The sequence below is a fragment of the Mesorhizobium sp. P170090 genome (assembly GCF_057786115.1).
This window is the reverse complement of record NZ_JBYNWH010000001.1, coordinates 2,574,511-2,594,557: the sequence shown is the minus strand read 5'-3', so window position 1 is coordinate 2,594,557 and position 20,047 is coordinate 2,574,511. Positions and strand designations below refer to the sequence as shown.

18 protein-coding genes and 1 pseudogene are annotated in these 20,047 nt (G+C 64.3%); 9 read left to right on the top strand and 10 right to left on the bottom strand.

The window, feature by feature from the left end:
* Nucleotides 1-190 precede the first annotated feature (190 nt).
* From AC3EML_RS12220 to AC3EML_RS12200, 5 genes and pseudogenes are all read left to right on the top strand, one after another.
* Nucleotides 191-1,162: a sugar-binding transcriptional regulator gene (locus AC3EML_RS12220; protein ID WP_352498080.1), complete on the top strand. Its 972-nt coding sequence runs from the start codon at nucleotides 191-193 to the stop codon at nucleotides 1,160-1,162.
* 94 nt (nucleotides 1,163-1,256) lie between these two features.
* Entirely contained in the window at nucleotides 1,257-3,311 is a 2,055-nt protein-coding gene (locus AC3EML_RS12215) for a bifunctional aldolase/short-chain dehydrogenase (protein ID WP_352521229.1), read from the top strand.
* 214 nt (nucleotides 3,312-3,525) lie between these two features.
* Nucleotides 3,526-3,860, top strand: a pseudogene (locus tag AC3EML_RS12210) (D-alanine--D-alanine ligase A); the annotation flags it as partial.
* Between the two features lie 94 nt (nucleotides 3,861-3,954).
* Nucleotides 3,955-4,215, top strand: coding sequence for a ribbon-helix-helix domain-containing protein (locus AC3EML_RS12205; protein ID WP_023692171.1), 261 nt, complete (start codon nucleotides 3,955-3,957; stop codon nucleotides 4,213-4,215).
* On the top strand, nucleotides 4,208-4,411 hold the full coding sequence (locus AC3EML_RS12200) for a type II toxin-antitoxin system RelE/ParE family toxin (protein ID WP_023668570.1): 204 nt from the start codon (nucleotides 4,208-4,210) through the stop codon (nucleotides 4,409-4,411). Before AC3EML_RS12205 ends, AC3EML_RS12200 begins: the two co-directional genes overlap by 8 nt.
* Nucleotides 4,412-4,566: 155 nt before the next feature.
* Here the strand turns inward: AC3EML_RS12200 and AC3EML_RS12195 are convergent, their stop codons facing one another.
* The 3 genes from AC3EML_RS12195 to AC3EML_RS12185 form a co-directional block, all read right to left on the bottom strand.
* Nucleotides 4,567-5,619, bottom strand: a complete 1,053-nt coding sequence (locus tag AC3EML_RS12195; RefSeq protein ID WP_023687049.1) for a substrate-binding domain-containing protein — start codon at nucleotides 5,617-5,619, stop codon at nucleotides 4,567-4,569.
* Between the two features lie 46 nt (nucleotides 5,620-5,665).
* Nucleotides 5,666-6,661 (bottom strand): ABC transporter permease, encoded by a 996-nt coding sequence (locus AC3EML_RS12190; RefSeq protein ID WP_023668572.1) that lies wholly within the window; start codon nucleotides 6,659-6,661, stop codon nucleotides 5,666-5,668.
* 74 nt (nucleotides 6,662-6,735) lie between these two features.
* On the bottom strand, nucleotides 6,736-8,247 hold the full coding sequence (locus tag AC3EML_RS12185; RefSeq protein WP_352521228.1) for a sugar ABC transporter ATP-binding protein: 1,512 nt from the start codon (nucleotides 8,245-8,247) through the stop codon (nucleotides 6,736-6,738).
* 137 nt (nucleotides 8,248-8,384) lie between these two features.
* Here AC3EML_RS12185 and mtnK point away from each other — a divergent pair, with 137 nt between their 5' ends.
* The 3 genes from mtnK to fba all read left to right on the top strand — a co-directional run bounded on the left by mtnK (nucleotide 8,385) and on the right by fba (nucleotide 12,124).
* Nucleotides 8,385-9,653 (top strand): S-methyl-5-thioribose kinase, encoded by a 1,269-nt coding sequence (mtnK, locus tag AC3EML_RS12180; RefSeq protein ID WP_023687046.1) that lies wholly within the window; start codon nucleotides 8,385-8,387, stop codon nucleotides 9,651-9,653.
* Nucleotides 9,650-10,744: an S-methyl-5-thioribose-1-phosphate isomerase gene (gene mtnA, locus AC3EML_RS12175; RefSeq protein WP_352521227.1), complete on the top strand. Its 1,095-nt coding sequence runs from the start codon at nucleotides 9,650-9,652 to the stop codon at nucleotides 10,742-10,744. The genes mtnK and mtnA overlap by 4 nt, the downstream gene beginning before the upstream one ends.
* A gap of 315 nt (nucleotides 10,745-11,059) precedes the next feature.
* Nucleotides 11,060-12,124 carry a class II fructose-bisphosphate aldolase gene (gene fba / locus AC3EML_RS12170; protein WP_031247178.1) on the top strand — a complete coding sequence of 355 codons (1,065 nt, stop codon included), beginning with the start codon at nucleotides 11,060-11,062 and terminating at the stop codon, nucleotides 12,122-12,124.
* Between the two features lie 157 nt (nucleotides 12,125-12,281).
* Here the strand turns inward: fba and AC3EML_RS12165 are convergent, their stop codons facing one another.
* From AC3EML_RS12165 to AC3EML_RS12145, 5 genes are all read right to left on the bottom strand, one after another.
* The gene (locus AC3EML_RS12165) at nucleotides 12,282-13,388 is read right to left on the bottom strand and encodes an isopenicillin N synthase family dioxygenase (RefSeq protein WP_023701524.1); all 1,107 of its coding nucleotides are present in this window, start codon (nucleotides 13,386-13,388) and stop codon (nucleotides 12,282-12,284) included.
* 136 nt (nucleotides 13,389-13,524) lie between these two features.
* Nucleotides 13,525-14,181, bottom strand: coding sequence for a methionine ABC transporter permease (locus AC3EML_RS12160; protein ID WP_023668578.1), 657 nt, complete (start codon nucleotides 14,179-14,181; stop codon nucleotides 13,525-13,527).
* Nucleotides 14,162-15,250 carry a methionine ABC transporter ATP-binding protein gene (locus tag AC3EML_RS12155; RefSeq protein WP_352521226.1) on the bottom strand — a complete coding sequence of 363 codons (1,089 nt, stop codon included), beginning with the start codon at nucleotides 15,248-15,250 and terminating at the stop codon, nucleotides 14,162-14,164. Before AC3EML_RS12155 ends, AC3EML_RS12160 begins: the two co-directional genes overlap by 20 nt.
* A gap of 84 nt (nucleotides 15,251-15,334) precedes the next feature.
* Complete coding sequence (locus AC3EML_RS12150; RefSeq protein ID WP_023668580.1) at nucleotides 15,335-16,189, bottom strand: MetQ/NlpA family lipoprotein; 855 nt, start codon at nucleotides 16,187-16,189, stop codon at nucleotides 15,335-15,337.
* A gap of 172 nt (nucleotides 16,190-16,361) precedes the next feature.
* A complete protein-coding gene (locus tag AC3EML_RS12145; RefSeq protein ID WP_023668581.1) occupies nucleotides 16,362-17,045 on the bottom strand; it encodes an SDR family NAD(P)-dependent oxidoreductase in 684 nt (227 codons plus the stop codon).
* A 213-nt stretch (nucleotides 17,046-17,258) separates the two neighbouring features.
* On the opposite strand from AC3EML_RS12145, the gene AC3EML_RS12140 reads away from it, so the two are divergent.
* A complete protein-coding gene (locus AC3EML_RS12140) occupies nucleotides 17,259-18,374 on the top strand; it encodes an anhydro-N-acetylmuramic acid kinase (RefSeq protein WP_023709949.1) in 1,116 nt (371 codons plus the stop codon).
* Here the strand turns inward: AC3EML_RS12140 and AC3EML_RS12135 are convergent.
* A complete protein-coding gene (locus AC3EML_RS12135; protein ID WP_023684459.1) occupies nucleotides 18,371-18,790 on the bottom strand; it encodes a GNAT family N-acetyltransferase in 420 nt (139 codons plus the stop codon). The genes AC3EML_RS12140 and AC3EML_RS12135 overlap by 4 nt on opposite strands.
* A 60-nt stretch (nucleotides 18,791-18,850) precedes the next feature.
* Nucleotides 18,851-20,029, bottom strand: coding sequence for an MFS transporter (locus AC3EML_RS12130; RefSeq protein ID WP_023696650.1), 1,179 nt, complete (start codon nucleotides 20,027-20,029; stop codon nucleotides 18,851-18,853).
* Nucleotides 20,030-20,047 lie beyond the last annotated feature (18 nt).

Below are 20,047 nucleotides of genomic sequence, written 5' to 3'. Positions count from 1 at the left end.
CCCGTGCTCCCCGAATTTTCATTGTTGAGAACTTCTAACCACAGGTTCCCGCCACGTCACCATCAGCGATTCCCGACCGGGCACATTTGGCGCAATGATCGTCCAGATTCGATCGGCAAAGAGGTATCATGTACCCACGCAAGTTTGACTTTTGTCGAGAGCCGTGAATAATGTCAGCCGAGGAGACGGCATGGCGATCCGACCGGCAGAACAGCTTATCCACAAGGCCGCATGGCTCTATTATGCCCATGGCTTGCGCCAGGACCAGGTCGCCAGCCAGCTTAACATCTCCCGCGCCTCGGTCGCCATGTATCTGCGCAAGGCGCGCGAGACCGGCATCGTCAACATCTCGACCTCGACGCAGCTGTTCACCGACGACGTGCTGGCGCGCCAGATCGAGGATGCGTTGAAGCTGGATGCGGTGTGGATCGCGCCGGAAAACGACTATGTCCTCGATCCATCGACCGACATTGCGGTGCTGGCGGCGAGTGTCTTTCTCGAATTGGTCAAGAAAGGCGACCGGATCGGCGTCGCCTGGGGCCGCACCGTCTACACCATCGCCGACGTCATGTCCTATGCCGACCTGCAGGACGTCACCGTTGTGCAGCTCTGCGGCAATCTCGGCGCGCCCTACTCCTACCGGCCCGACCAGTGCACGATGGAGATCGCCCGGCGGCTCAACGCCAAGGGCCTTAATTTCTACGCGCCGCTGGTGCTGACAACGGAATTGCTGGCGCATGGGCTGCGCGCCGAACCGGTGATCCGCGAACAACTGGCCGATATTGCCAACTGCGATCTGGCGCTCTATTCGGTCGGCACGGTCGATGGCGACAGCCATGTCGTCAAATGCGGCGCGCTCAGCCCCGGCGAGATGGGGCTGTTGCGCGAGGCGGGTGCCGCCGGCGTCGTTGCCGGCCAGATCATCGATGCCGCCGGCAAGGCGCTCGACTGCAGCTACAACCGCCGCGTCATCTCGGCCTCGCTGTCGTCGCTGCGGAAGATCGAAAAGCGGCTGATGGTGGTGCAGGAAGACAGCAAGTTCGAACCGCTGCTCGCCGCACTCGCCGGCGGGCTCTGCACGCATCTCGTCGTCGGCGCCAGCATGGCGCGGCGGCTGCTCGACCATGCCGGAGCCAGTGCGGGGGCAAAAAAGGCTTCCTGACCAACGAAATCCCAGCAGCCGGCGCATTGTCATCAAGGCGTCGCGGCACTCCTGTTCACAGCAACATCAAAGACAGCAAAGCGGACATAGCGACATGAAGAACCTTTGGAATGACGGCGACGCGGAAAGACTGGTTGCCGACTATGCGAAAAAGGGCGTTGCCCGCGACCTCGCGCTGCGCGTCTACACGACCCGGCTGCTCGGCGGCGAGCCGCGGCTGGTGCTGCATGGCGGCGGCAACACCTCCTGCAAGACCAAGGCCACCGATCTCGTCGGCGACGAATGGGATGTGCTGTCCGTCAAGGGCAGCGGCTGGGACATGGGTGTGATCGAGCCGCAAGGCCTGCCGGCGGTCAAGCTCGGCGCGCTGCTGAAGGCGCGTGCGCTGGCCAGCCTCGCCGACGAGGACATGGTGGCGCTGCAGCGGGCGAACCTCATCGACCCCGCCTCCCCCAATCCATCGGTCGAGACGCTGCTGCACGCCTTCCTGCCGCATAAATTCGTCGACCACACGCATTCGACCGCGATCCTCGCCATCGTCGACCAGGCGGACAGCAAGCCGCTGATCAAGACCGTGTTCGGCGACAAGATGGGGTACGTGCCCTACATCAAGCCGGGCTTCGACCTCGCCAAGGTGGCCGCCGATGTCTACGACGCCGACCCCAGCGTCGAAGGCCTGATCCTCGACAAGCATGGCATCTTCACCTTCGGCGACGCTGCGAAGCAGGCCTATGACCGCATGATCCATTATGTGAACGTGGCCGAAGACTATGTGGCGAAGAACGGCAAGCCGAAGACAGCGAAAGCCGCACTGCCGGCCAAGCTCGCAACGCCGGCAGCGATCGCGCCGATGCTGCGTGGCGCGGTGGCGGTGGCGCGTGGCGAAGGCCGCTTCGACCGCATGATCAGCGATTTCCGCACTTCGGACGCCATCGTCGATTTCATCAACTCAGCCGGCATTGCAGACTATGCCGGACGCGGCGTGTCGACGCCCGACCTGTCGATCCGCATCAAGACCGGACCGATGGCGGTTCCGGCGCCAGACGCCGACAAGATTGGCGACTACAAGGCCGTCATCAAGAGCCATGTCGACGCCTTCGCCAACGACTATCGCGCCTATTTCGAAACCAACGATGCGCTGGACGACGTCCAGCGCACCATGCTCGACCCGATGCCGCGGCTGACGCTGGTGCCGGGCCTCGGCATGTTCGGCCATGGCCGCACGCTGAAGGATGCGAAGATCGCATCTGATGTCGGCGAGATGTGGATCGAGGCGGTGCGCGGCGCCGAGGCCGTCGGCAGCTTCCATCCTCTATCGAAGGCCGACCTCTTCCCGCTGGAGTACTGGTCGCTTGAGCAGGCCAAGCTCGCCTCCAACAAGCCGAAGCCGCTGACCGGCCAGGTGGTGCTGATCACTGGCGGCGCCGGCGCGATCGGTGCTGCGACGGCAAAACTGTTCGCCGCCAATGGCGCGCATGCCGTCGTCGTCGATCTCGATGCGGCCAGGGCGGCCGAGGCGGCAAAGGCAGCCGGCAACAATTCGATCGGCGTCGGCGCCGACATCACCAACCCGGCCGAGCTGCGCGCCGCCTTCGACAAAGCTGTCGCTGTCTATGGCGGCGTCGACATTCTGGTCTCCAACGCCGGTGCCGCCTGGGAAGGCCGCATCGGCGAGCTCGACGATGCCCTGCTGCGCAAGAGTTTCGAGCTCAACTTCTTCGCCCACCAGTCGGCGGCGCAGAACGCGGTGCGCCTCATGCTGGAACAGGGCACCGGCGGTGTGTTGTTGTTCAACACCTCCAAGCAGGCGGTCAACCCGGGTCCGAAATTCGGCGCCTATGGTGTGCCGAAGGCGGCGACGCTATTCCTGTCCCGGCAATATGCGCTCGACTACGGCGCGCACGGCATCCGCTCCAATGCGGTCAACGCCGACCGCATCCGCTCCGGCCTGTTGACCGACGCCATGATCGCCAGCCGTTCCGGCGCGCGCGGCGTGTCGGAGAAGGAATACATGTCGGGCAATCTGCTCGGACAGGAGGTGACGGCAGAAGACGTGGCGCAGGCCTTCCTGCACCAAGCATTGGCCGAACGCACCACCGCCGATGTGACGACGGTCGACGGTGGCAACATCGCCGCAGCGCTGCGCTAGACATAGACCTGGAGCGGTTCATCGTTCACCAAAACGACGAACCGCTCTCCCGCCTGAAGGACTCCAGGCGGAGAACTGCTTTTGCAGGTCGTGCTGAAAAACTGCTCGAACTGGTCAAAATCCACTCCAATCCTTGGCCTATTGCTCGACCACTTTAGGGCGCGCCTTGTGTTTCGCATGCGAGCTCCGACCCTGATCCTTGGTGGAGTTGTCGATGGCTGCGAAGAGACTTCGTGTCGGCGTGCTGTTCGGCGGGCGCTCCGCCGAGCATGAGGTTTCGCTGCTTTCGGCAACCATGTCATGCGTACTCTGGATCGGCGAAATACGACTCCGTTCCCACCTTCGTCACCCGCGAAGGCCAATGGCTGCTGAGCGATTTCAAGGACGGCGCGCTGGCGACACCGTCTGATGGGACGCAGCTTTGCCTGCCGCCGGGCGGGCATGGCGGATGCTGGCGATCCCGCCAAGGGCGCCGCATGGCCTGCCTGCCATCGAATATGGTGTTCCGGTGCTGCACGCCTGCATGGCGAGGACGGCGCGGTGGCTGGTGCGCGTCGGGCGGTCATGATGCAGGGGCAGATTCCTAACAGATATTGTTAGATCTTGTTGGCTGCATTATAATGTGGGTATGAAAAACGAACCTATGCGCACCCTCACCATATCCCTTACCGCGCAGCAGATAGCTCGCCTGCAAAGCGCTATCGAAGGTGGCGGTTATGCTTCCAACAGCGAGATTGTCCGCGACGCCCTGCGCTTATGGGAGCAGCGCGAGGAATTGCGCACGCTCGAACTCCAGCACTTGAAGCGGGCCTATGCCGACGGGATGGGCAGCGGCAAGCCAGTGGCTGTCGACCCCACCGAGTTCATCGGCAGCCTGAAGGCAGAACGCCGCGCCCGTGGCTAGCCATCGGCTCACACCGCGCGCTTCGCAGGATTTGCGAGACATCTGGCACACCATCGCCGCCGACAATGAAAAGGCAGCAGACAGACTGTTGATGCGCATTTTCGAAAGACTGGAGCTGGCGGCGCAGCACCCCAAGATGGGCAGCGCACGGCCCGAGTTAAGCGCAACGGCCCGCGTGCTCGTCGAAGACCGCTAAATCATCATCTACGAGCCGCAGCCCGATGGTGTTATCGCTGTGGCGATTGTCCACGGGATGCGCGATCCAGACCATTGGTTGTAGGCCGGCAGGCTTACCATCAATATGAAAAGAGCGGCCCATAGCCGCCCTTCGCATCTATCAGACGACCGATCCTACTTCGCGTTCGGGTTCGGCATCCAGGCCGGCATGGCGACATCGGCATGGGCGAATTGCGGCAGCTTGGCCGACAGGTCCTCCATGTTCTTGATGTCCTTGTCGATCAGGTCCTTCTGGGTGATCAGCGTCGGCGGCACGACGACGTTGTGGCCGGGATCTTCACCGGCGAGCAGCTGCGCCAGCGCGCGCACCGAGACCTGGCCGACGACGGCAGGGTTGGTGGCGGCGGTGGCGGCCCAGGCGCTGTCGGTCTCGCGCATGGCCGCGATGTCCGAGGTAGAGATGTCGGCGGAGTAGATCTTGATCTTCTTGTTCAGCCCCGCCTCGTCGACGGCGATCTTCACACCCTTGGCGAACTCGTCATAGGGCGCGAACATCACATTGATGTCGGGATGCGCCTGCAGCACCGAGCGCGCCTGGTTGGCGACCGAGTTGGCGATCGGGTTGTCGAGCGTGCCGAACATCGCGACTTCCTTGATGCCGGCATGTTTCTTCTTCACGTCGACCCAGGTCTCGTTGCGGCGGTCGAGCGGCGCGATGCCAGCGACATAGACATAGCCGGCGTTCCAGCTCTCGCCATTGTCCTTGACCGCCTGCTCGAGCGCCAGGCGCGCAAGGTCCTTGTCGGACTGTTCGATCTGCGGGATCTTGGGGTTTTCGACATTGACGTCGAAGGCGACGACCTTGATGCCGGCATCGACCGCGCGCTGGGCGGCGTCCTTCATCGATTCCGTCAGGCCGTGCTGGATGATGATGCCCTGCACGCCGAGTGCGATGGCCTGGTCGACCATGTCGGATTGAAGGGCGGCGTCCTGGCGGCTGTCGAGCACGCGCAGATCGATGCCGAGCGCCTTGGACTGGGACTCGACGCCCGAGAGATAGGCCTGGAAGAAATCGCCGGTCGAGAGATAGCGCACCAGCGCGATCTTGACGCCGGGCTTGTCGAACGGCGCCGGCTTGTCGGCGGCAAAGGCCGGGACCTGCATCAGCATTGTTGCGCCGGCCAATCCGAGCGCGACCTTCCCCAAAAGTCGTCTTGTGATGTTCACGTTCTTTCCTCCGTTTGTTGAACCCAAAACTGTCCCGGCAGCCATTCTATCTCCTGCCCCGGCCGGAAAGGGCGAAGGTAAAGACAAGGGCGACGACGAGAACCACGCCCTTGACGAAATCCTGCGTGTAGTAAGGCGCGTTCATCATCGTCAGGCCTTGCAGCAGGATGCCGACGAACAGCGCGCCGATGGCGGTGCCGAAGGCGTTCGGCTTGGCGGCGCCGAGCACCGCGTAGCCGATCAGCGCCGCGGCAACCGCATCGAGCAGCAGATTATTACCCGACGCGATGTCACCGCGTCCAAGCCGTGCGGCCAGCAAAATCCCGCCGATCGAGGCAAAAACTCCTGAAATGACGTAGGCCCAGATCTTGTATGCCTTGACAGGCGCGCCGGCGAGTTCGGCGGCCCGTTCATTGCTGCCCACGGCATACATCATGCGGCCGAAGCGTGTGTATTCGAGGAAGAACCAGATCAGCACGGCGAGCACGATCAGCACGACCACCGAGACCGGAATGAGGTTCGGGATGAAGAAGTCGAAGCGGTGGCGGCCGAGCGCCAGGAAGGCGTCGGAGAATTTGCCGTTGGCGACCGAGCCGTCCGGCATTGTCATACCGGTGGCGATGGAGCGTCCTTCAGTCGGGATGCGCTGGAGGCCGACGAGCAGGAACATCATGCCGAGCGTCGCCAGCAGATCGGGCACGCGCATATAGACGATCAGCCAGCCATTGATGAGGCCGACAAGGGCGCCGATGAGCAGGCAGATGAGGACAGCGACGACAACGTTCTGCTCCAGCACCACCATGACATAGGCAGCCGCCATCATGGCCGATGTGGCAACCGAGCCGATCGAGAGATCGAAGCCGCCGACAACCAGTGTGGCGGTGACGCCCAGCGCCAGCACGCCGGTGATGGCGACCGACTGGAAAATGAAGACGGCACTTTGCGGCGAGACGAACCCGTCGGCGGCGATGGCGAAATACGCGATCAGCCCGAACAGAAGCACGATGAACCCGTAGCGGATAGCGTAATCGCGCAGCGTCATTCAGCGCCCGCCGTCAATACCCAACTCAAACCCGTGCACTCCATTCCAACCCTCAGTTCTTCAATCATCGTGGCTCAGGCCGCACTGTGCAACGGCCCGCCCGCGACTTCGGCCAGCAGACGGTCGAGATCGACATCGGCGTTGCGGTGTTCGCCGACGATGGTCTGCTCGGACATCACCAATATGCGATCGGCCGTCTCCAGTGCCTCGTCGAGTTCGGTGACGAACAGCAGCGTGGCGCGGCCATTGGCGCTGGCCCTCAGCTTGGCGGCGATGTCGCGCCTGGCGGAGATATCGACGCCCTGGAACGGTTCGTCGAGAATGAACAATCGGGCGTCCTGCGCCATCCAGCGGGCCACCATCACCTTCTGCTGGTTGCCGCCCGACAGAGTGGTCATCTCGTCCTTCTCCGAGCGGCAGACGATGGCGAGATCCTCGATCTGCCGGCGGGCAATAGTGCGTTCAAGGCCGCGTTTGAGAACTGAAAAGCGCGACATGCGCTTGTGGAAGGGCAGGCTGATGTTTTCCTGGATGTTGAAGCCGCCGACGATGCCGTTTTCGCCACGGTCCTTGGCGACCAGAAACACGCCGGCGGCGATGGCTTCGCCGGTCGACGCGGGCGCATAGGGCTTGCCATATAAAGTCATCGTGCCGGACAGCGGTTTGCGCAAGCCGAACAGCGTCTCGGCGAGCGCGGTCTTGCCGACGCCAACGAGGCCGGTGATGGCAACGACCTCGCCGTCGCCGAGCGTCAGCGAGAATGGCCGGGCACCAGGGGCGATGCGCAAGGCATCGACGGTCAGGATCGGCTTGGCAGAACTCCTGGCTTCGATGCGGTCAAGATGGATCTTGCGGCCGAGCATGGCGTTAACGGCACCCTCATAGTCGAGAGGCTTGCTGTCGAAGACGCCTGAGATGACGCCATCGCGCATCGAGACGATGCGGTCGGCCAGCCGCCTGATATCCGACATGCGATGCGAGATGTAGAGGATGGCGACGCCCTGCTCACGCAAGCGGTCGAGCAGCGCAAACAGCCGGTCGGCCTCGGCGCTGGACAGCGACGAGGTCGGCTCGTCGAGGATCAGCACTTTCGGCTGGTGCGCCATGGCGCGCGCGATGGCCACCATCTGGCGATCGGCCAGCGACAGGTCGCTGATGCGGGCCTTGAGGTCGATGGCGAGCCCCATGCGGTCGGCCACCGCTTTGGCTTCGCGGCGCACCCGGCCGGGGTTGAACAGCAGCGGCGCGCCCTTGCCGCTCAGCCGGTCGAGCGTCAGATTGGTGGCGACATCGAGATCGGCGACGATGCCGTCATTGATGTTTTGGTGCACGGTAACGACACCGGCGCGGATCGCCTCTGCCGGCGTGTTCGGCGCAAAGTTGCCGCCAGCGAGGTGCATGATGCCGCCGTCATGGTCGTAGACGCCGCTGATGATTTTGACGAGGGTGGACTTGCCGGCGCCGTTGGCGCCCATCAGCACACTGATCTCACCGGCATGCAATTCGAGCGAGACGCCGCCAAGCACCTCGATATGGCCGAAGGATTTCCTCAGCCCGTCCACGCGGAACACGGCATCATTGCCCATTCGTTCCTCCCTAACGATGACGCTATGGGCTACGTCATCAATTGTCAACTCGATTGACAATTGCCAGTCAGCTTCCTAGCTTGGCCTCACCGCCATCGCTCCACTATGATTGGAGCGAGCAAGCGGGAGGGTGAGGAATGACTGCGAAATTGCCGTTTGAAGCACTGTCGGTGGAGACGCTTGCAACGCGCCTCGGTACGAACGAAGCGCTGTGCGCCAAAATCGGCAAGGGCCCTTGGAAGGTGCGCGAGGTCGGCGACGGCAATCTGAACCTCGTCTTCATCGTCGAGGGCGTGTCGGGTGCGGCCGTGGTCAAGCAGGCCCTGCCCTATGTTCGCCTCGTCGGCGACAGCTGGCCGTTGCCGCTCAAACGCTCCTTCTTCGAGTATCACGCGCTGACGCGGCAAGAGGCGCGCGCGCCGGGTTCGGTGCCGGCGATCCTCCATTTCGACGAAGCCCAGGCGCTGATCATCATGGAATATCTGGCGCCGCCGCACATCATCCTGCGCCGTGCCCTGATCGGCGGCCGCGAGTTGCCAAATATTGCCCGCGACATCGGCCTGTTCATGGCCCGCACTTTGTTCCGCGGCTCCGATCTCTCCATGCCGACCAAGGACCGCAAGGCCGACCTGGCGCTGTTCGCCGACAATGTCGAGCTCTGCGGCATCACGGAAGACCTGGTGTTTTCCGATCCCTATTTCGACGCCAAGCTGAACCGGCACACCTCGCCGCAGCTCGACGGCCTGGTTGCCGAACTGCGTGCCGACCGCGACCTCAAGGTCGAAGCGCAGCGGCTGAAGCATATCTTCGCCGCCAACGCCGAGACGCTGCTGCATGGCGACCTGCATTCGGGCTCGATCATGGTCACCGACACCGAGACGCGGATGATCGATCCGGAGTTCGCCTTCTACGGTCCGATGGCCTTCGACGTCGGCATGCTGCTCGCCAATTTCTGGATGTCCTACTTCTCGCAGCGCGGCCATGAACAGAAGGGCAAGCGTGACGCCATGCGTGCCTATCTGCTCGGGGTGACCAACGACACCTGGACGGTGTTCCGCGCCGAGTTCTCGCATCTATGGCGCACCGAGCGCACCGGCATGCTTTACCAGAAGAGCCTGTTCGAGGATCAGGGCGACATTCTCGCCTCGGAGCAGGCGCTCGACCATGTGCTGCACCAGATCTGGACCGACCTCTTGGGCTTTGCCGGCATCGAGGTGCACCGGCGCATCCTCGGCCTCGCCCACAATGCCGATTTCGAGACCATCGAGGACGAGGATCTGCGAGCCTCCTGCGAGGCCAAGGCGCTGAAATTCGGCCGTCACATCGCCGTCAACCGGCGCCAGATTCACGGCATGGACGAGGTTAATAATCTGGCCGCTTTGATCGAACGGGAGAGCAGGATTTGAACGTCGGCGAGCGCCACTACCGCACCATCTGGCTGAGCGACGACCAGCGTTCGGTCGAGATCATCGACCAGCGCTGGCTGCCGCACGAGTTCCGGGTCGAGACGATCGGGAGCGTTGCCGGCATCGCCACCGCGATCCGTGACATGTGGGTTCGTGGCGCGCCGCTGATCGGCGTCACCGCGGCCTACGGCGTCGCCATCCAGATGGCGGACGATCCGTCTGACGAAGCGCTCGACGCGGTCTGGGAGACGCTGCACAAGACGCGGCCGACTGCGATCAATCTACGCTGGGCGCTGGACGAGATGCGGCGGTTCCTAAGGCCGATCGTATTGGGACAGCGCGCGGAGGCGGCCTATAAGCGCGCTGCCGAAATCGCCGACGAGGATGTCGATCTCAATCGCGCCATCGGCGAGAACGGGCTTGCCATCATCAAGGAGATCGCGGCACGCAAGAAGCCGGGCGAGCCGGTCAACATCCTCACCCATTGCAACGCTGGTTGGCTGGCGACGGTCGATTACGGCACCGCCACGTCGCCGATCTATCTCGCCGTCGAGGCCGGCATTCCGGTCCATGTCTATGTCGACGAGACGCGCCCGCGCAACCAGGGCGCCCAGCTGACCGCCTGGGAGATGGCCGGCCACGGCGTGCCGCACACGCTGATCGTCGACAATGCCGGCGGCCATCTGATGCAGCGTGGCGCGGTCGACATGGTGATCGTGGGCACCGACCGCACCACGGCCAATGGCGACGTCTGCAACAAGATCGGCACCTATCTCAAGGCGCTCGCCGCCTCCGACAACGACGTGCCCTTCTACGTCGCTCTGCCCTCGCCGACCATCGACTGGACGGTGGGTGATGGCCTCACCGAAATCCCGATCGAGGAACGCTCCGGTGACGAGGTGTCGCTGGTCTGGGGCAAGACGGCGGACGGCAAGATCGCGCAGGTTCGGGTTTCGCCCGAAGCGACGCCGGCGGCCAATCCGGCGTTCGATGTGACGCCGGCACGGCTGGTGACGGGGCTGATCACCGAGCGCGGTGTGGCCAAGGCTTCGCGCGAAGGCTTGAAGGCGATGTTCCCCGAACGCGGATAATCTCCCCCCTTGAGGGGGAGATGTCGCCAAAGGCGACAGAGGGGGTCGGCGCGTCCTGACGCGACCTCCCAGCACCGACAGATGATGCTAGCGCTCCAGTCGAACCGACCCCCTCTGGCCTGCCGGCCATCTCCCCCTCAATGAGGGAGATTAGCGCCTCACCGGCTGGCTACCGGATTTCAGCCCTGCAACAAGAATTGCGGCCTCGATGGCGGCGGACGGTTGCGGTTCTGGCGAAATCCGGCCAGAAGCATCTGGCCGGCAACCGGCCGGCCCGCGACGTTGCGCTTGAAACCAGATACGGGAGACTATTGGGTGGCTCGCATAACACTGAGACAATTGCTCGATCACGCCGCCGAGTACGGCTACGGCGTACCCGCTTTCAACATGAACAATATGGAACAGGGCCTCGCCATCATGGAGGCGGCCGAGGAGACCAAGTCGCCGGTCATCCTGCAGGCAAGCCGCGGCGCCCGCGCCTACGCCAATGATGTGGTGCTGGCCAAGCTGATCGACGCGCTGGTCGAAATCCACCCCGACATCCCGGTCTGCATGCATCTCGACCATGGCAACAACGAAGCCACCTGCGTCACCGCCATCCAGTACGGCTTCACCTCGGTGATGATGGACGGCTCGCTGAAAGAGGACGGCAAGACGCCGGCCGACTATGCCTACAATTCCGGAATCACCCGGCGCGTCGTCGACATGGCGCATTGGGGCGGCGTGTCGGTGGAAGGCGAGATCGGTGTGCTCGGTTCGCTTGAGAGCGGCGGCGGCGAGCAGGAAGACGGCCACGGCGTCGAAGGCGCCATCAGCCACGACCAGCTCTTGACCGACCCAGTGCAGGCGGTCGAATTCGTCAAGGACACCCATGTCGATGCGCTGGCTGTCGCCATGGGCACCAGCCACGGCGCCTACAAATTCTCGCGCAAGCCGGACGGCGCGGTGCTGGCGATGAATGTCATCGAGGAAATCCACCGCCGCCTGCCCAACATGCATATGGTCATGCACGGCTCGTCCTCGGTGCCCGAGGACCTGCAGGAGATCATCAACAAATATGGCGGCCAGATGAAGCCGACCTGGGGCGTGCCGGTGGAAGAGATCCAGCGCGGCATCAAGCACGGCGTGCGCAAGATCAACATCGACACCGACAACCGCATGGCGCTGACCGGCGCCATCCGCAAGGTGCTGACCGAAAACCCGAGCGAGTTCGATCCGCGCAAATATCTGACGCCGGCGATGGCGGCGATGCGCAAGCTGTGCAAGGAGCGCTTCGAGCAGTTCGGCACCGCCGGCAATGCCCAGAAGATCAAGCCGCTGCCGGTAGCTGAGATGGCCAAGCGCTACAAGTCGGGCAGCCTTGATCCGAAGTTTGGGTGAAGTCCCCTGGCGCCTCTTCCTTCTCCCCTTGTGGGGAAGAAAGAAGAGCTACATAAAAAAGGCCGGGCGCGAAAGCGGCCCGGCCAAAAGAAGGTCAAGAACCTTCAGAGGGGAACACCGCTCGGTGGAATGGGAGGAAACCGCCGAACGATAATTCCTATATGCGCGTATTCGCGGCAGATGGCGACGAACGGCTTTCTAAAACAACGCGAGATTCGGAAATTTCGATCTCGTTTTGAAAGATTTCAGCCGGTGAGGCGCCGGTTTCCAGGAGATCGGCGTAGTGCCGGCGCGCCACGTCGGGATGCGAGCGCAGGCGGCTCTTCAGCACATTGGTGCCGACATTGCGAAACAGCGGATTGTCGGGATCGCTGGCCGGGCCCCGCGCCTCGGCCGCCAGTTCCTCGGGCAGGTCGAGCAGCGGAATCGTGGCGTCGAGCCGGGCGCTGAAGAAGAACGGGACCGAGACGCGCTCGACGCCGGCCGGCGGTGTCACCACACGGTGGACTGTCGCCCGGAGATAGCCGTTCGACGCCAGTTCGAGCAGTTCGCCGATGTTGACCACCAGCGTGTCGGGCAGCGGATCGACGTCGACCCAGGCACCGTCATATTCGACCTGCAGCCCCTTGCTCTCGTCCTGCAACAGAAGCGTCAGGAAACCGCCATCCTTGTGCGCGCCGACGCCCTGGTTGTCGCCGGTGGCGTCGCGGCCGGGGTAGCGCACGATCTTCATGCGATGGTTGGGCTCGGCCCGGTAGACGGGATCGAAGGCGTCCTCGGCCTGATCGAGCGACAAAGCGAAGGCCCGGAGCAGCCGGATCGCCACCGCCGTCGCCTTGGCCTGCCATGCGAGTAGCGCCGGCTTCAGCTCGGGCAGCGTGGCCGGCCACTGGTTGGGCCCTTGCAGCCGCGTCCAGGCGGGCACGCCGGGGCCTTGTTCGATGGCCGGGCGTTCGACGCCGATGTCGAGCTGTTCGCGCCAGTCGGCCTTGCCTTTGGTCAGCTCGCCGCCGGCGCGCGTATAGCCGCGGAACTGCGAGGACTTCACCATTTCGATCGCCAGTTTGTCGGCTTCCGGCAAGGCAAAGAACCGGCGCGAGGCGTCGAGCACTTCTGCGGTATCCGCAGCCGATATGCCGTGGCCGGTCAAATAGAAGAAGCCGACATCGCGCGCGGCCGTGCGCAGGTCGAAGAGAAACGTTCGCCGCTCGGAAGCGCCCTGTTCGAGACGGCCGAGATCAAGCACGGGTACGATCCTGGGCATGGTCAAGCTCCTTGTTCCGCTGTCACGGTGGCACGCAGGCCGGTCCGATCAAAGCAACGCGCAATCCAATCTCGGCGCCGATAGAGAAAGCCGGCGCTGCGTTTGGCAGCCTGCCGGCAAATAACGTTCGTGGCGCTCATCCGCGCCGGTCCAGCCTGGCGACCAGCCGGTCACCGACCCACTGGATGCCGCAAACGAGGATGATCAGCACAATGACCACGGCGACCATGACGCTGGTCTCAAAACGCTGGTAGCCATAGCGGATGGCGAGGTCGCCAAGCCCGCCGGCACCGATGGCGCCGGCCATGGCCGAGGCACCGATCAGCGTTACCAGCGTCACCGTGAAACCGGCGACGATGCCGGGCAATGCTTCGGGCACCAGCACCTCGCGGATGATGGTCCAGCGGTTGCCGCCCATGGCGCGCGCCGCCTCGATCAGGCCGCGATCGACCTCGCGCAGCGACACTTCGGCGATGCGGGCATAGTAGGGCGTCGCCGCAATCGACAACGGCACGATCGCCGCCCAGGTGCCGATCGAGGTGCCGACGATCAGCCGCGTCACCGGGATCAGCGCCACCAGAAGGATGATGAAAGGCACCGAGCGGAAGCCGTTGATGACGGCGCCGAGCGCGCGGTTCACCCACAGGCTTTCGGCAATGCCGCCGCGCTCGGTGGCAATCAATGCCAGGCCGAGCGGCAGCCCGAAGACGAGCGAGATGAGACCGGACGCGGCTGTCATCAGGACCGTCTCCCAGATCGAACGCAGCAGAAGTTCAAACAGAACCGGCGACATGGCCAAGCACCTCCACCCGCGCGTCGCGGGCCTTCAGGAATGCGATTACTTTCGACAGATGTTTCGGATCGTTGCCCGCGACCGCAAGGAACAGCGTGCCGACCGGCTGCTGTTGGACATGGTCGATGCCACCATGGACGAGGCGGAAAGGCCCCGGCACCGCCACCGCAAGATCGGACAGCAGCGGACCGCGCGCGGCCTCACCTGCGACGTCGACCCTGAGGATGAGCTCGGCGCCGCCTCCGGGAGCAAGCCGCCCGGCAATCTCGGCCGGCAGTTGCGGGCGGATGCCGCCGAGCAGGCTCCTGGTGATTTCGGAACGCGGCTCGGCAAAGACCGACCACACCGGGCCTTGCTCGACGATGCGCCCGGCATCGATCACCGCGACGCGGTCGGCGATCGAGCGGATCACCTCCATCTCGTGGGTGATGAGCAGGATGGTCAGGCCGAGCTGCCGGTTGATGTCTTTCAGCAAGGCCAGGATGGAGCGCGTCGTCTCCGGATCGAGCGCTGAGGTCGCCTCGTCGGACAGCAGCAGCGCTGGCCGCGCGGCCAGCGCCCTGGCGATGCCGACGCGCTGCTTCTGGCCGCCCGACAGCGAGGACGGATAGGCCTTCGCCTTCTCCGACAGGCCGACGAGGTGGAGCAATTCGGCGGCGCGCGCCAGCCGTTCGGCCTTTGGGCGGCCCTCGATCTTCAGCGGCAGCGCGACATTGTCCTCCACGGTCTTGGCCGACAGCAGATTGAAGTGCTGGAAGATCATGCCGATGCGACGCCGCAGCGGCTGCAATTCACGCTCGCCGAGCCGGCCGATCTCGCGGCCCTCGATGAAGACGTCGCCGGAGTCCGGCCGCTCCAGCCCGTTGAGGCAGCGGATCAGCGTCGACTTGCCGGCGCCGCTGCGGCCGATGATGCCGAGGATCTCGCCCTTGCGCACCGTCAGCGAGACGCCGTCGAGCGCAGGCGTCGCGCCAAAGCGGCGCTTGAGGTCGACCAGGCGTACGACATCTTCTTGCCCGGCCGATATATTGACCGGACCGGATGCCTCGGCCGTGACGTGCTGGTTCATCTCACTGTCCGTTTCAACGCTCGACAAAATGCGACAGCGGCCCGCTCAACAGCGGGCCGCCTGCTCCTGACAACCAGGCGCCAATCAATAGGCGCTGATCCCGGTGCCCTTGTAGACCTTGTCGAACTCGGCCTTGACCGCCTCGTTCTGGTAGGACGCGACCAGCGTCTTCACCCACGCCTCGTTCTCGTTGCCGGATTTCACGGCGATGAAGTTGCGGTAGGGGTTGTCGGCCACTGGCTCCTGGGCGATGCGGTTGTCCGGGCCGAGACCGCTCTTCAGCGCCCAGTCGGTGTTGACGACAGCCGCGTCGAGATCCTCGACCGAGCGCCCGACAATGCCGGCATCCAGTTCCTTGATGACGACCTTCTTCGGGTTCTCGGCAATGTCGGCGGTGGTCGCCAGGATGCCGGTGCCGTCCTTCAGCTTGATCACGCCTTCGTTCTGCAGAACGCGCAACGCGCGGCCCTCATTCGAGGGGTCGTTGGGCAAGCCGATGACGGCGCCTTCGGGCAGGTCGGCAACCTTGGTGTATTTCTTGGAGTAGAGGCCGATCGGCCAGACGCCGGTGTAGCCGACGCGCACGATGTGGTACCCTTGGGTCTTGATCTGGTTGTCGAGATAGGGCTGGTGCTGGAAGGCGTTGGCGTCGATCTCGCCGCGCTCGAGCGCCTCGTTGGGCTGGGTGTAGTCGTTGAACACCACGGTCTCGACGGTCAGGCCTTTTTCGGCGGCCTGGGCGACGACGACGCGCCAGACATCCTCATCCTCGCCGCTGATGATGCCGACCTTGATAGACTTCTTGTCCTCGGCGAAGGACGGCGTCGGCTGAGCCAGACCGGCAAGCGTGACGGCCGAGGCAAAAAGTGCCGCAAGGGCAGCTCGCCGGCTGATGGCTGAAAAAAGAAGAGAGCTGGAAGCGTTTCCGCGTTCGGACATTGTCGATCCCTCGTAATCCTGAAGTCATTGCGGCGAGGTGGAATACCAAGCCTTGACGACATCATCGGCAATGCTGCTTGCCGGATCAAAGAACCGCATTTCTTCTCAAACACGAAGCCGGGAATATTCTCTCAAAGATTTCGCAATTGCGAGAACGGTCACGCCGGACCGGTCAGAATGTCTCGACAAAGGGCCGCAGCTCGACCTCGAAGCTCCAGGCGCTGCGATGCTGGCGATGGGTCGCGAGATAGGTCTGCGCGATCGCATCGGGCGACAGCTGGCTGTCCGGTCGCTCGGGCTTCGTCCCGACCGGCTCGATCTGGCCGTCGATAATGAAATGGGCGACATGGATGTTCTTCGGGAAGAGTTCGCGCGCCATCGACTGAGCCAGACCGCGCAGGCCGAATTTCGGCATGGCAAAGCCGGCGGAGTTGGGAAAGCCCTTGATGCTGGCGGAGGCGCCGGTGAAAAGAATCGAACCGGAGCCGCGCGCAAGCAGCCGCCGCGCCGCTTGCTGGCCGACCAGGAAGCCGCCATAGGCGCCGACAAGCAAGGCTTGTTTGACCGCATCGGGATCGACCTCGGCGATCGGGCCGCGCGTGCGGCCGCTGGCATTGAAGACGGCAAGGGCCAGCGGGCCTTGCTTGTCGGCGGCGTCAAACAGGCCGGCGACGGAGGCCGGATCGGCGACGTCGGTTTCGACGGCCAGCGCGCCGGTTTCCCCGACCAGCGCCGCGAGTTTGGCCGTGTTGCGGGCGGCCAGCACCACACGATAGCCTTCCGTGGTGAGAAGGCGTGCCAAAGAGGCGCTCAGGCCCGCACCCGCGCCGGCGATCACTGCGACTTCGGATGCCATGTCGTTTCTCCTTGGCGATGACGTGTTCGTCTCATAGCTGGCGTCTTGAGCGGCGAGACGCAAGAACGACGTTGCTCGATTTTCGCTGTTCGGTGAAAAACCCTGCCGGCAGGTTCGGAGCAATCGACCGCGGCCAGGGTCTTGCCTGGCGAGACAATCCGTCCGACAGGTGATTGCGTTGGAATCGCAAACGGTGTCGCAAGGGAGTCGACCGTGGAACCAATCTGGGCCGTCGGCCTGATGACCGGCACCGTGCTTGACGGCAATATCGACGTGGCGCTGATCAAGACCGATGGCGAGCGGATCGCCGATTTCGGCACCTATACGCTGGCCCCCTACCCCGCAGCGATCCGTGCCTTGCTGGAGGAGACGCTGCGTCAGGCCCGGGTGTGGAATTTCGACGGGCCGGAGCCGGCGATCTTTGCCGAAGCCGAGGAGGCGCTGACGCGGGCGCAGTCGGCGGCGGTGAAGGACCTTGTCGAAAGCTACGGCCTGACCATGGGCGATATCGGCGTGGTCGGTTTTCACGGCCAAACCGTGCTGCATCGTGCCCCGCAACCCGGGCGGCGCGGCGATACGCGCCAGTTGGGCGATGGCGCGCTGATGCATTCCATTTTGGGCGCCAAGGTCGCCTATGATTTCCGCTCGGACGATGTGCGCGCTGGCGGCCAGGGCGCACCACTGGCGGCTGCCTACCACGCGGCGCTTTTGAGGGAAGCCGACGCCAGCGGGGACACCGCTGTGCTCAATCTCGGCGGTGTCGGCAACGTCACTTGGTGGGACGGCAAGGACAACATCGTCGCCTTCGACACTGGCCCGGCCAACGCGCCGCTCAACGATTTCATCAAGGCAAACGGCCTCGGCGAGATGGACCGCGACGGCGCACTGGGCGCGGCCGGCACCGTCGATGAAGTGCGGCTGGCCAAATTGCTCCAGCATCCGTATCTGACCAAGCCCTATCCGAAATCGCTCGACCGTTTCGACTTCGGCGCCGCCATGGCCGACGGCCTCGGCGCAGAGGATGGGGCGGCGACGCTGACGGCCTTCACCGTCTCGGCCGTCGGCAAGGCGCTCGATTTGTTGCCGCGCCGGCCGAAGCGGCTGGCGGTCAGTGGCGGCGGCCGCCGCAACCCGACGATGATGGCGATGCTGGCGAGGCGCGCCAACGTCGAGGTTGTGCAGGCCGAGACACTGGGCTGGAAAGGCGATGCGGTGGAGGCCGAATGCTTTGCCTTCCTTGCCGTGCGCGTGCTGCGCGGCCTGCCGATCAGCTTTCCCAGCACCACCGGCGTGCCGCGGCCGATGCAAGGCGGGCGGCTGGCAGGTTAGAGCTTCTTCTGCAGGAAGATGCGGCTGCGGCCGACGGGAAAGTCAGGCAGTTCGCCGAAGCGCCGGTAGCCTTGCCGCTCATAGACTTTGGCCGCTGTCGGATTGAACGTATCAATCCAGGCGTTTTGGCAGCCGCGCTTGACCGCTTCCTCCTCGGCAGCGCCCAGCATGTCGCCGGCCATATGCCGGCCGCGCAGGCGTTCGTCGACCCACAGCCACTGCACATAGAGCCAGCCCCAGGCGGTGTATCCCGAAATGCCGGCGACGACAGCGCCGTGCTCATCACGAACGAAGACGGCGATCGGCTTGCGGCCGGAGGGGCCGACATCGCCGTCATTGAACGCCGTCAGCCGCTCGGCCAGGAAGGCGAGGTCGTCTGACGAGGGGTCGGCAGTGGTTTCAAGCGTCGTCTTCATCCGGGCGGGGCTCGCATGGCAAGCCAAGCTCTAGCGAAGGACGGGATGAGAACGCAAGCTTTACGGCTTGATGGGCAGCGGCGATCGCCATGACCCCGCTGCTGCCGCAACCAGCATCAGCACGGCGGCGACGATGGCGCAGATGGCAAAGCCGAACGATGAATAAAGCGGCCCGAAGCTGGTGGTGCCGATGAAGACGGCGAGGTAGGTGACCGAGCTGTTCAGGCCCATGATGGTGCCACGGCGCGACGGATCGAGCGCGGTAAGGCGCATCACCAGCACGTTCAGGCCGAAATGATTGGCAAGGCCCCAGATGGCGATCATAGCCAGGATCAGCACGAAATTGCTGCTTGCGAGCGCGATCGCGACATAGACGACGGCGACCAGCAGATAGGCGAAAGGCATGACGCGCCGTGCGCCGATGCGGTCGATGACGCCGTCGAGGAAGGCCGCGGCGCCGAAGCCGGCGCCGTAGGCGAGTGCGGCCAGCGCATTGGCGCTGACGGGCTCGCCCAGATCCTGGTGCAGATGATCGCCGAGATAGCCGTAGACGCCGTAAAAAGCGGTCATGAAGGCGGTGCAGGCGATGAGCAGCGGCACGATGCCCGGAATGGCCAGCGCAACGAACGGCGACGGCGCCGGGCCGCTCTTCCTGACGTCGCTGAGCGAGGTCATCGACAAGGCAGCAAGCGCAATGGCGGAAAGCACCGCGACGGCGGCGAAGACGGCGCGCCAGTGCACGAGATCGGCAAGCACGGCCGACAGCGACACGCCGGCCACCATGGAGACCGTCCAGCCGGTCAGCACGACGCCGATCGTGCCGCTTTCGCGGCCGGGCGGCGCAATTGCCGCTGCACTGGCATAGATGGCCGGCATGGCGACGCCGGCGGCGATGCCGGCGACGGCCTGGGCCGCGACCAGCATGATCACCGTCGGCGCCAGCGCGCTGGCGAGAAGCCCGACCGTCAGCAACAGCAGAGCGCCCTGCAGCATGCGGCGGGCGCCGACGCCGTCGATATAGCGGGCGAGGAACAAAGCGCTGGCGGAAGTGCCGAGACCGAAGGCAGCCGACGCGGCCATCACCGCCGGCACGCTGGTGCCGAAGGATGCGGCGACTGCCGGAGCAATTGGACCCAGGACCAGCGAGTTCGAGCCGATGACGGCGATGCAGCCGGTCAGGAGATAGGCCAGCGCCGGGATCGGCTGATGGAGCGTTGCAGCTTGATGCGCGTTCGTCATCGGGTCATAATGGCCGAA

Excerpts from the sequence above, each read along its gene's own strand:
- AC3EML_RS12130 (WP_023696650.1), bottom strand. The coding sequence starts at position 20,029 with ATGACGAACGCGCATCAAGCTGCAACGCTCCATCAGCCGATCCCGGCG.
- mtnK (WP_023687046.1), top strand. The coding sequence starts at position 8,385 with ATGACTGCGAAATTGCCGTTTGAAGCACTGTCGGTGGAGACGCTTGCA.
- AC3EML_RS12150 (WP_023668580.1), bottom strand. The coding sequence starts at position 16,189 with ATGTCCGAACGCGGAAACGCTTCCAGCTCTCTTCTTTTTTCAGCCATC.
- AC3EML_RS12145 (WP_023668581.1), bottom strand. The coding sequence starts at position 17,045 with ATGGCATCCGAAGTCGCAGTGATCGCCGGCGCGGGTGCGGGCCTGAGC.
- AC3EML_RS12205 (WP_023692171.1), top strand. The coding sequence starts at position 3,955 with ATGCGCACCCTCACCATATCCCTTACCGCGCAGCAGATAGCTCGCCTG.
- AC3EML_RS12155 (WP_352521226.1), bottom strand. The coding sequence starts at position 15,250 with ATGAACCAGCACGTCACGGCCGAGGCATCCGGTCCGGTCAATATATCG.
- AC3EML_RS12215 (WP_352521229.1), top strand. The coding sequence starts at position 1,257 with ATGAAGAACCTTTGGAATGACGGCGACGCGGAAAGACTGGTTGCCGAC.
- AC3EML_RS12190 (WP_023668572.1), bottom strand. The coding sequence starts at position 6,661 with ATGACGCTGCGCGATTACGCTATCCGCTACGGGTTCATCGTGCTTCTG.
- AC3EML_RS12220 (WP_352498080.1), top strand. The coding sequence starts at position 191 with ATGGCGATCCGACCGGCAGAACAGCTTATCCACAAGGCCGCATGGCTC.
- AC3EML_RS12160 (WP_023668578.1), bottom strand. The coding sequence starts at position 14,181 with ATGTCGCCGGTTCTGTTTGAACTTCTGCTGCGTTCGATCTGGGAGACG.
- AC3EML_RS12165 (WP_023701524.1), bottom strand. The coding sequence starts at position 13,388 with ATGCCCAGGATCGTACCCGTGCTTGATCTCGGCCGTCTCGAACAGGGC.
- AC3EML_RS12185 (WP_352521228.1), bottom strand. The coding sequence starts at position 8,247 with ATGGGCAATGATGCCGTGTTCCGCGTGGACGGGCTGAGGAAATCCTTC.
- AC3EML_RS12135 (WP_023684459.1), bottom strand. The coding sequence starts at position 18,790 with ATGAAGACGACGCTTGAAACCACTGCCGACCCCTCGTCAGACGACCTC.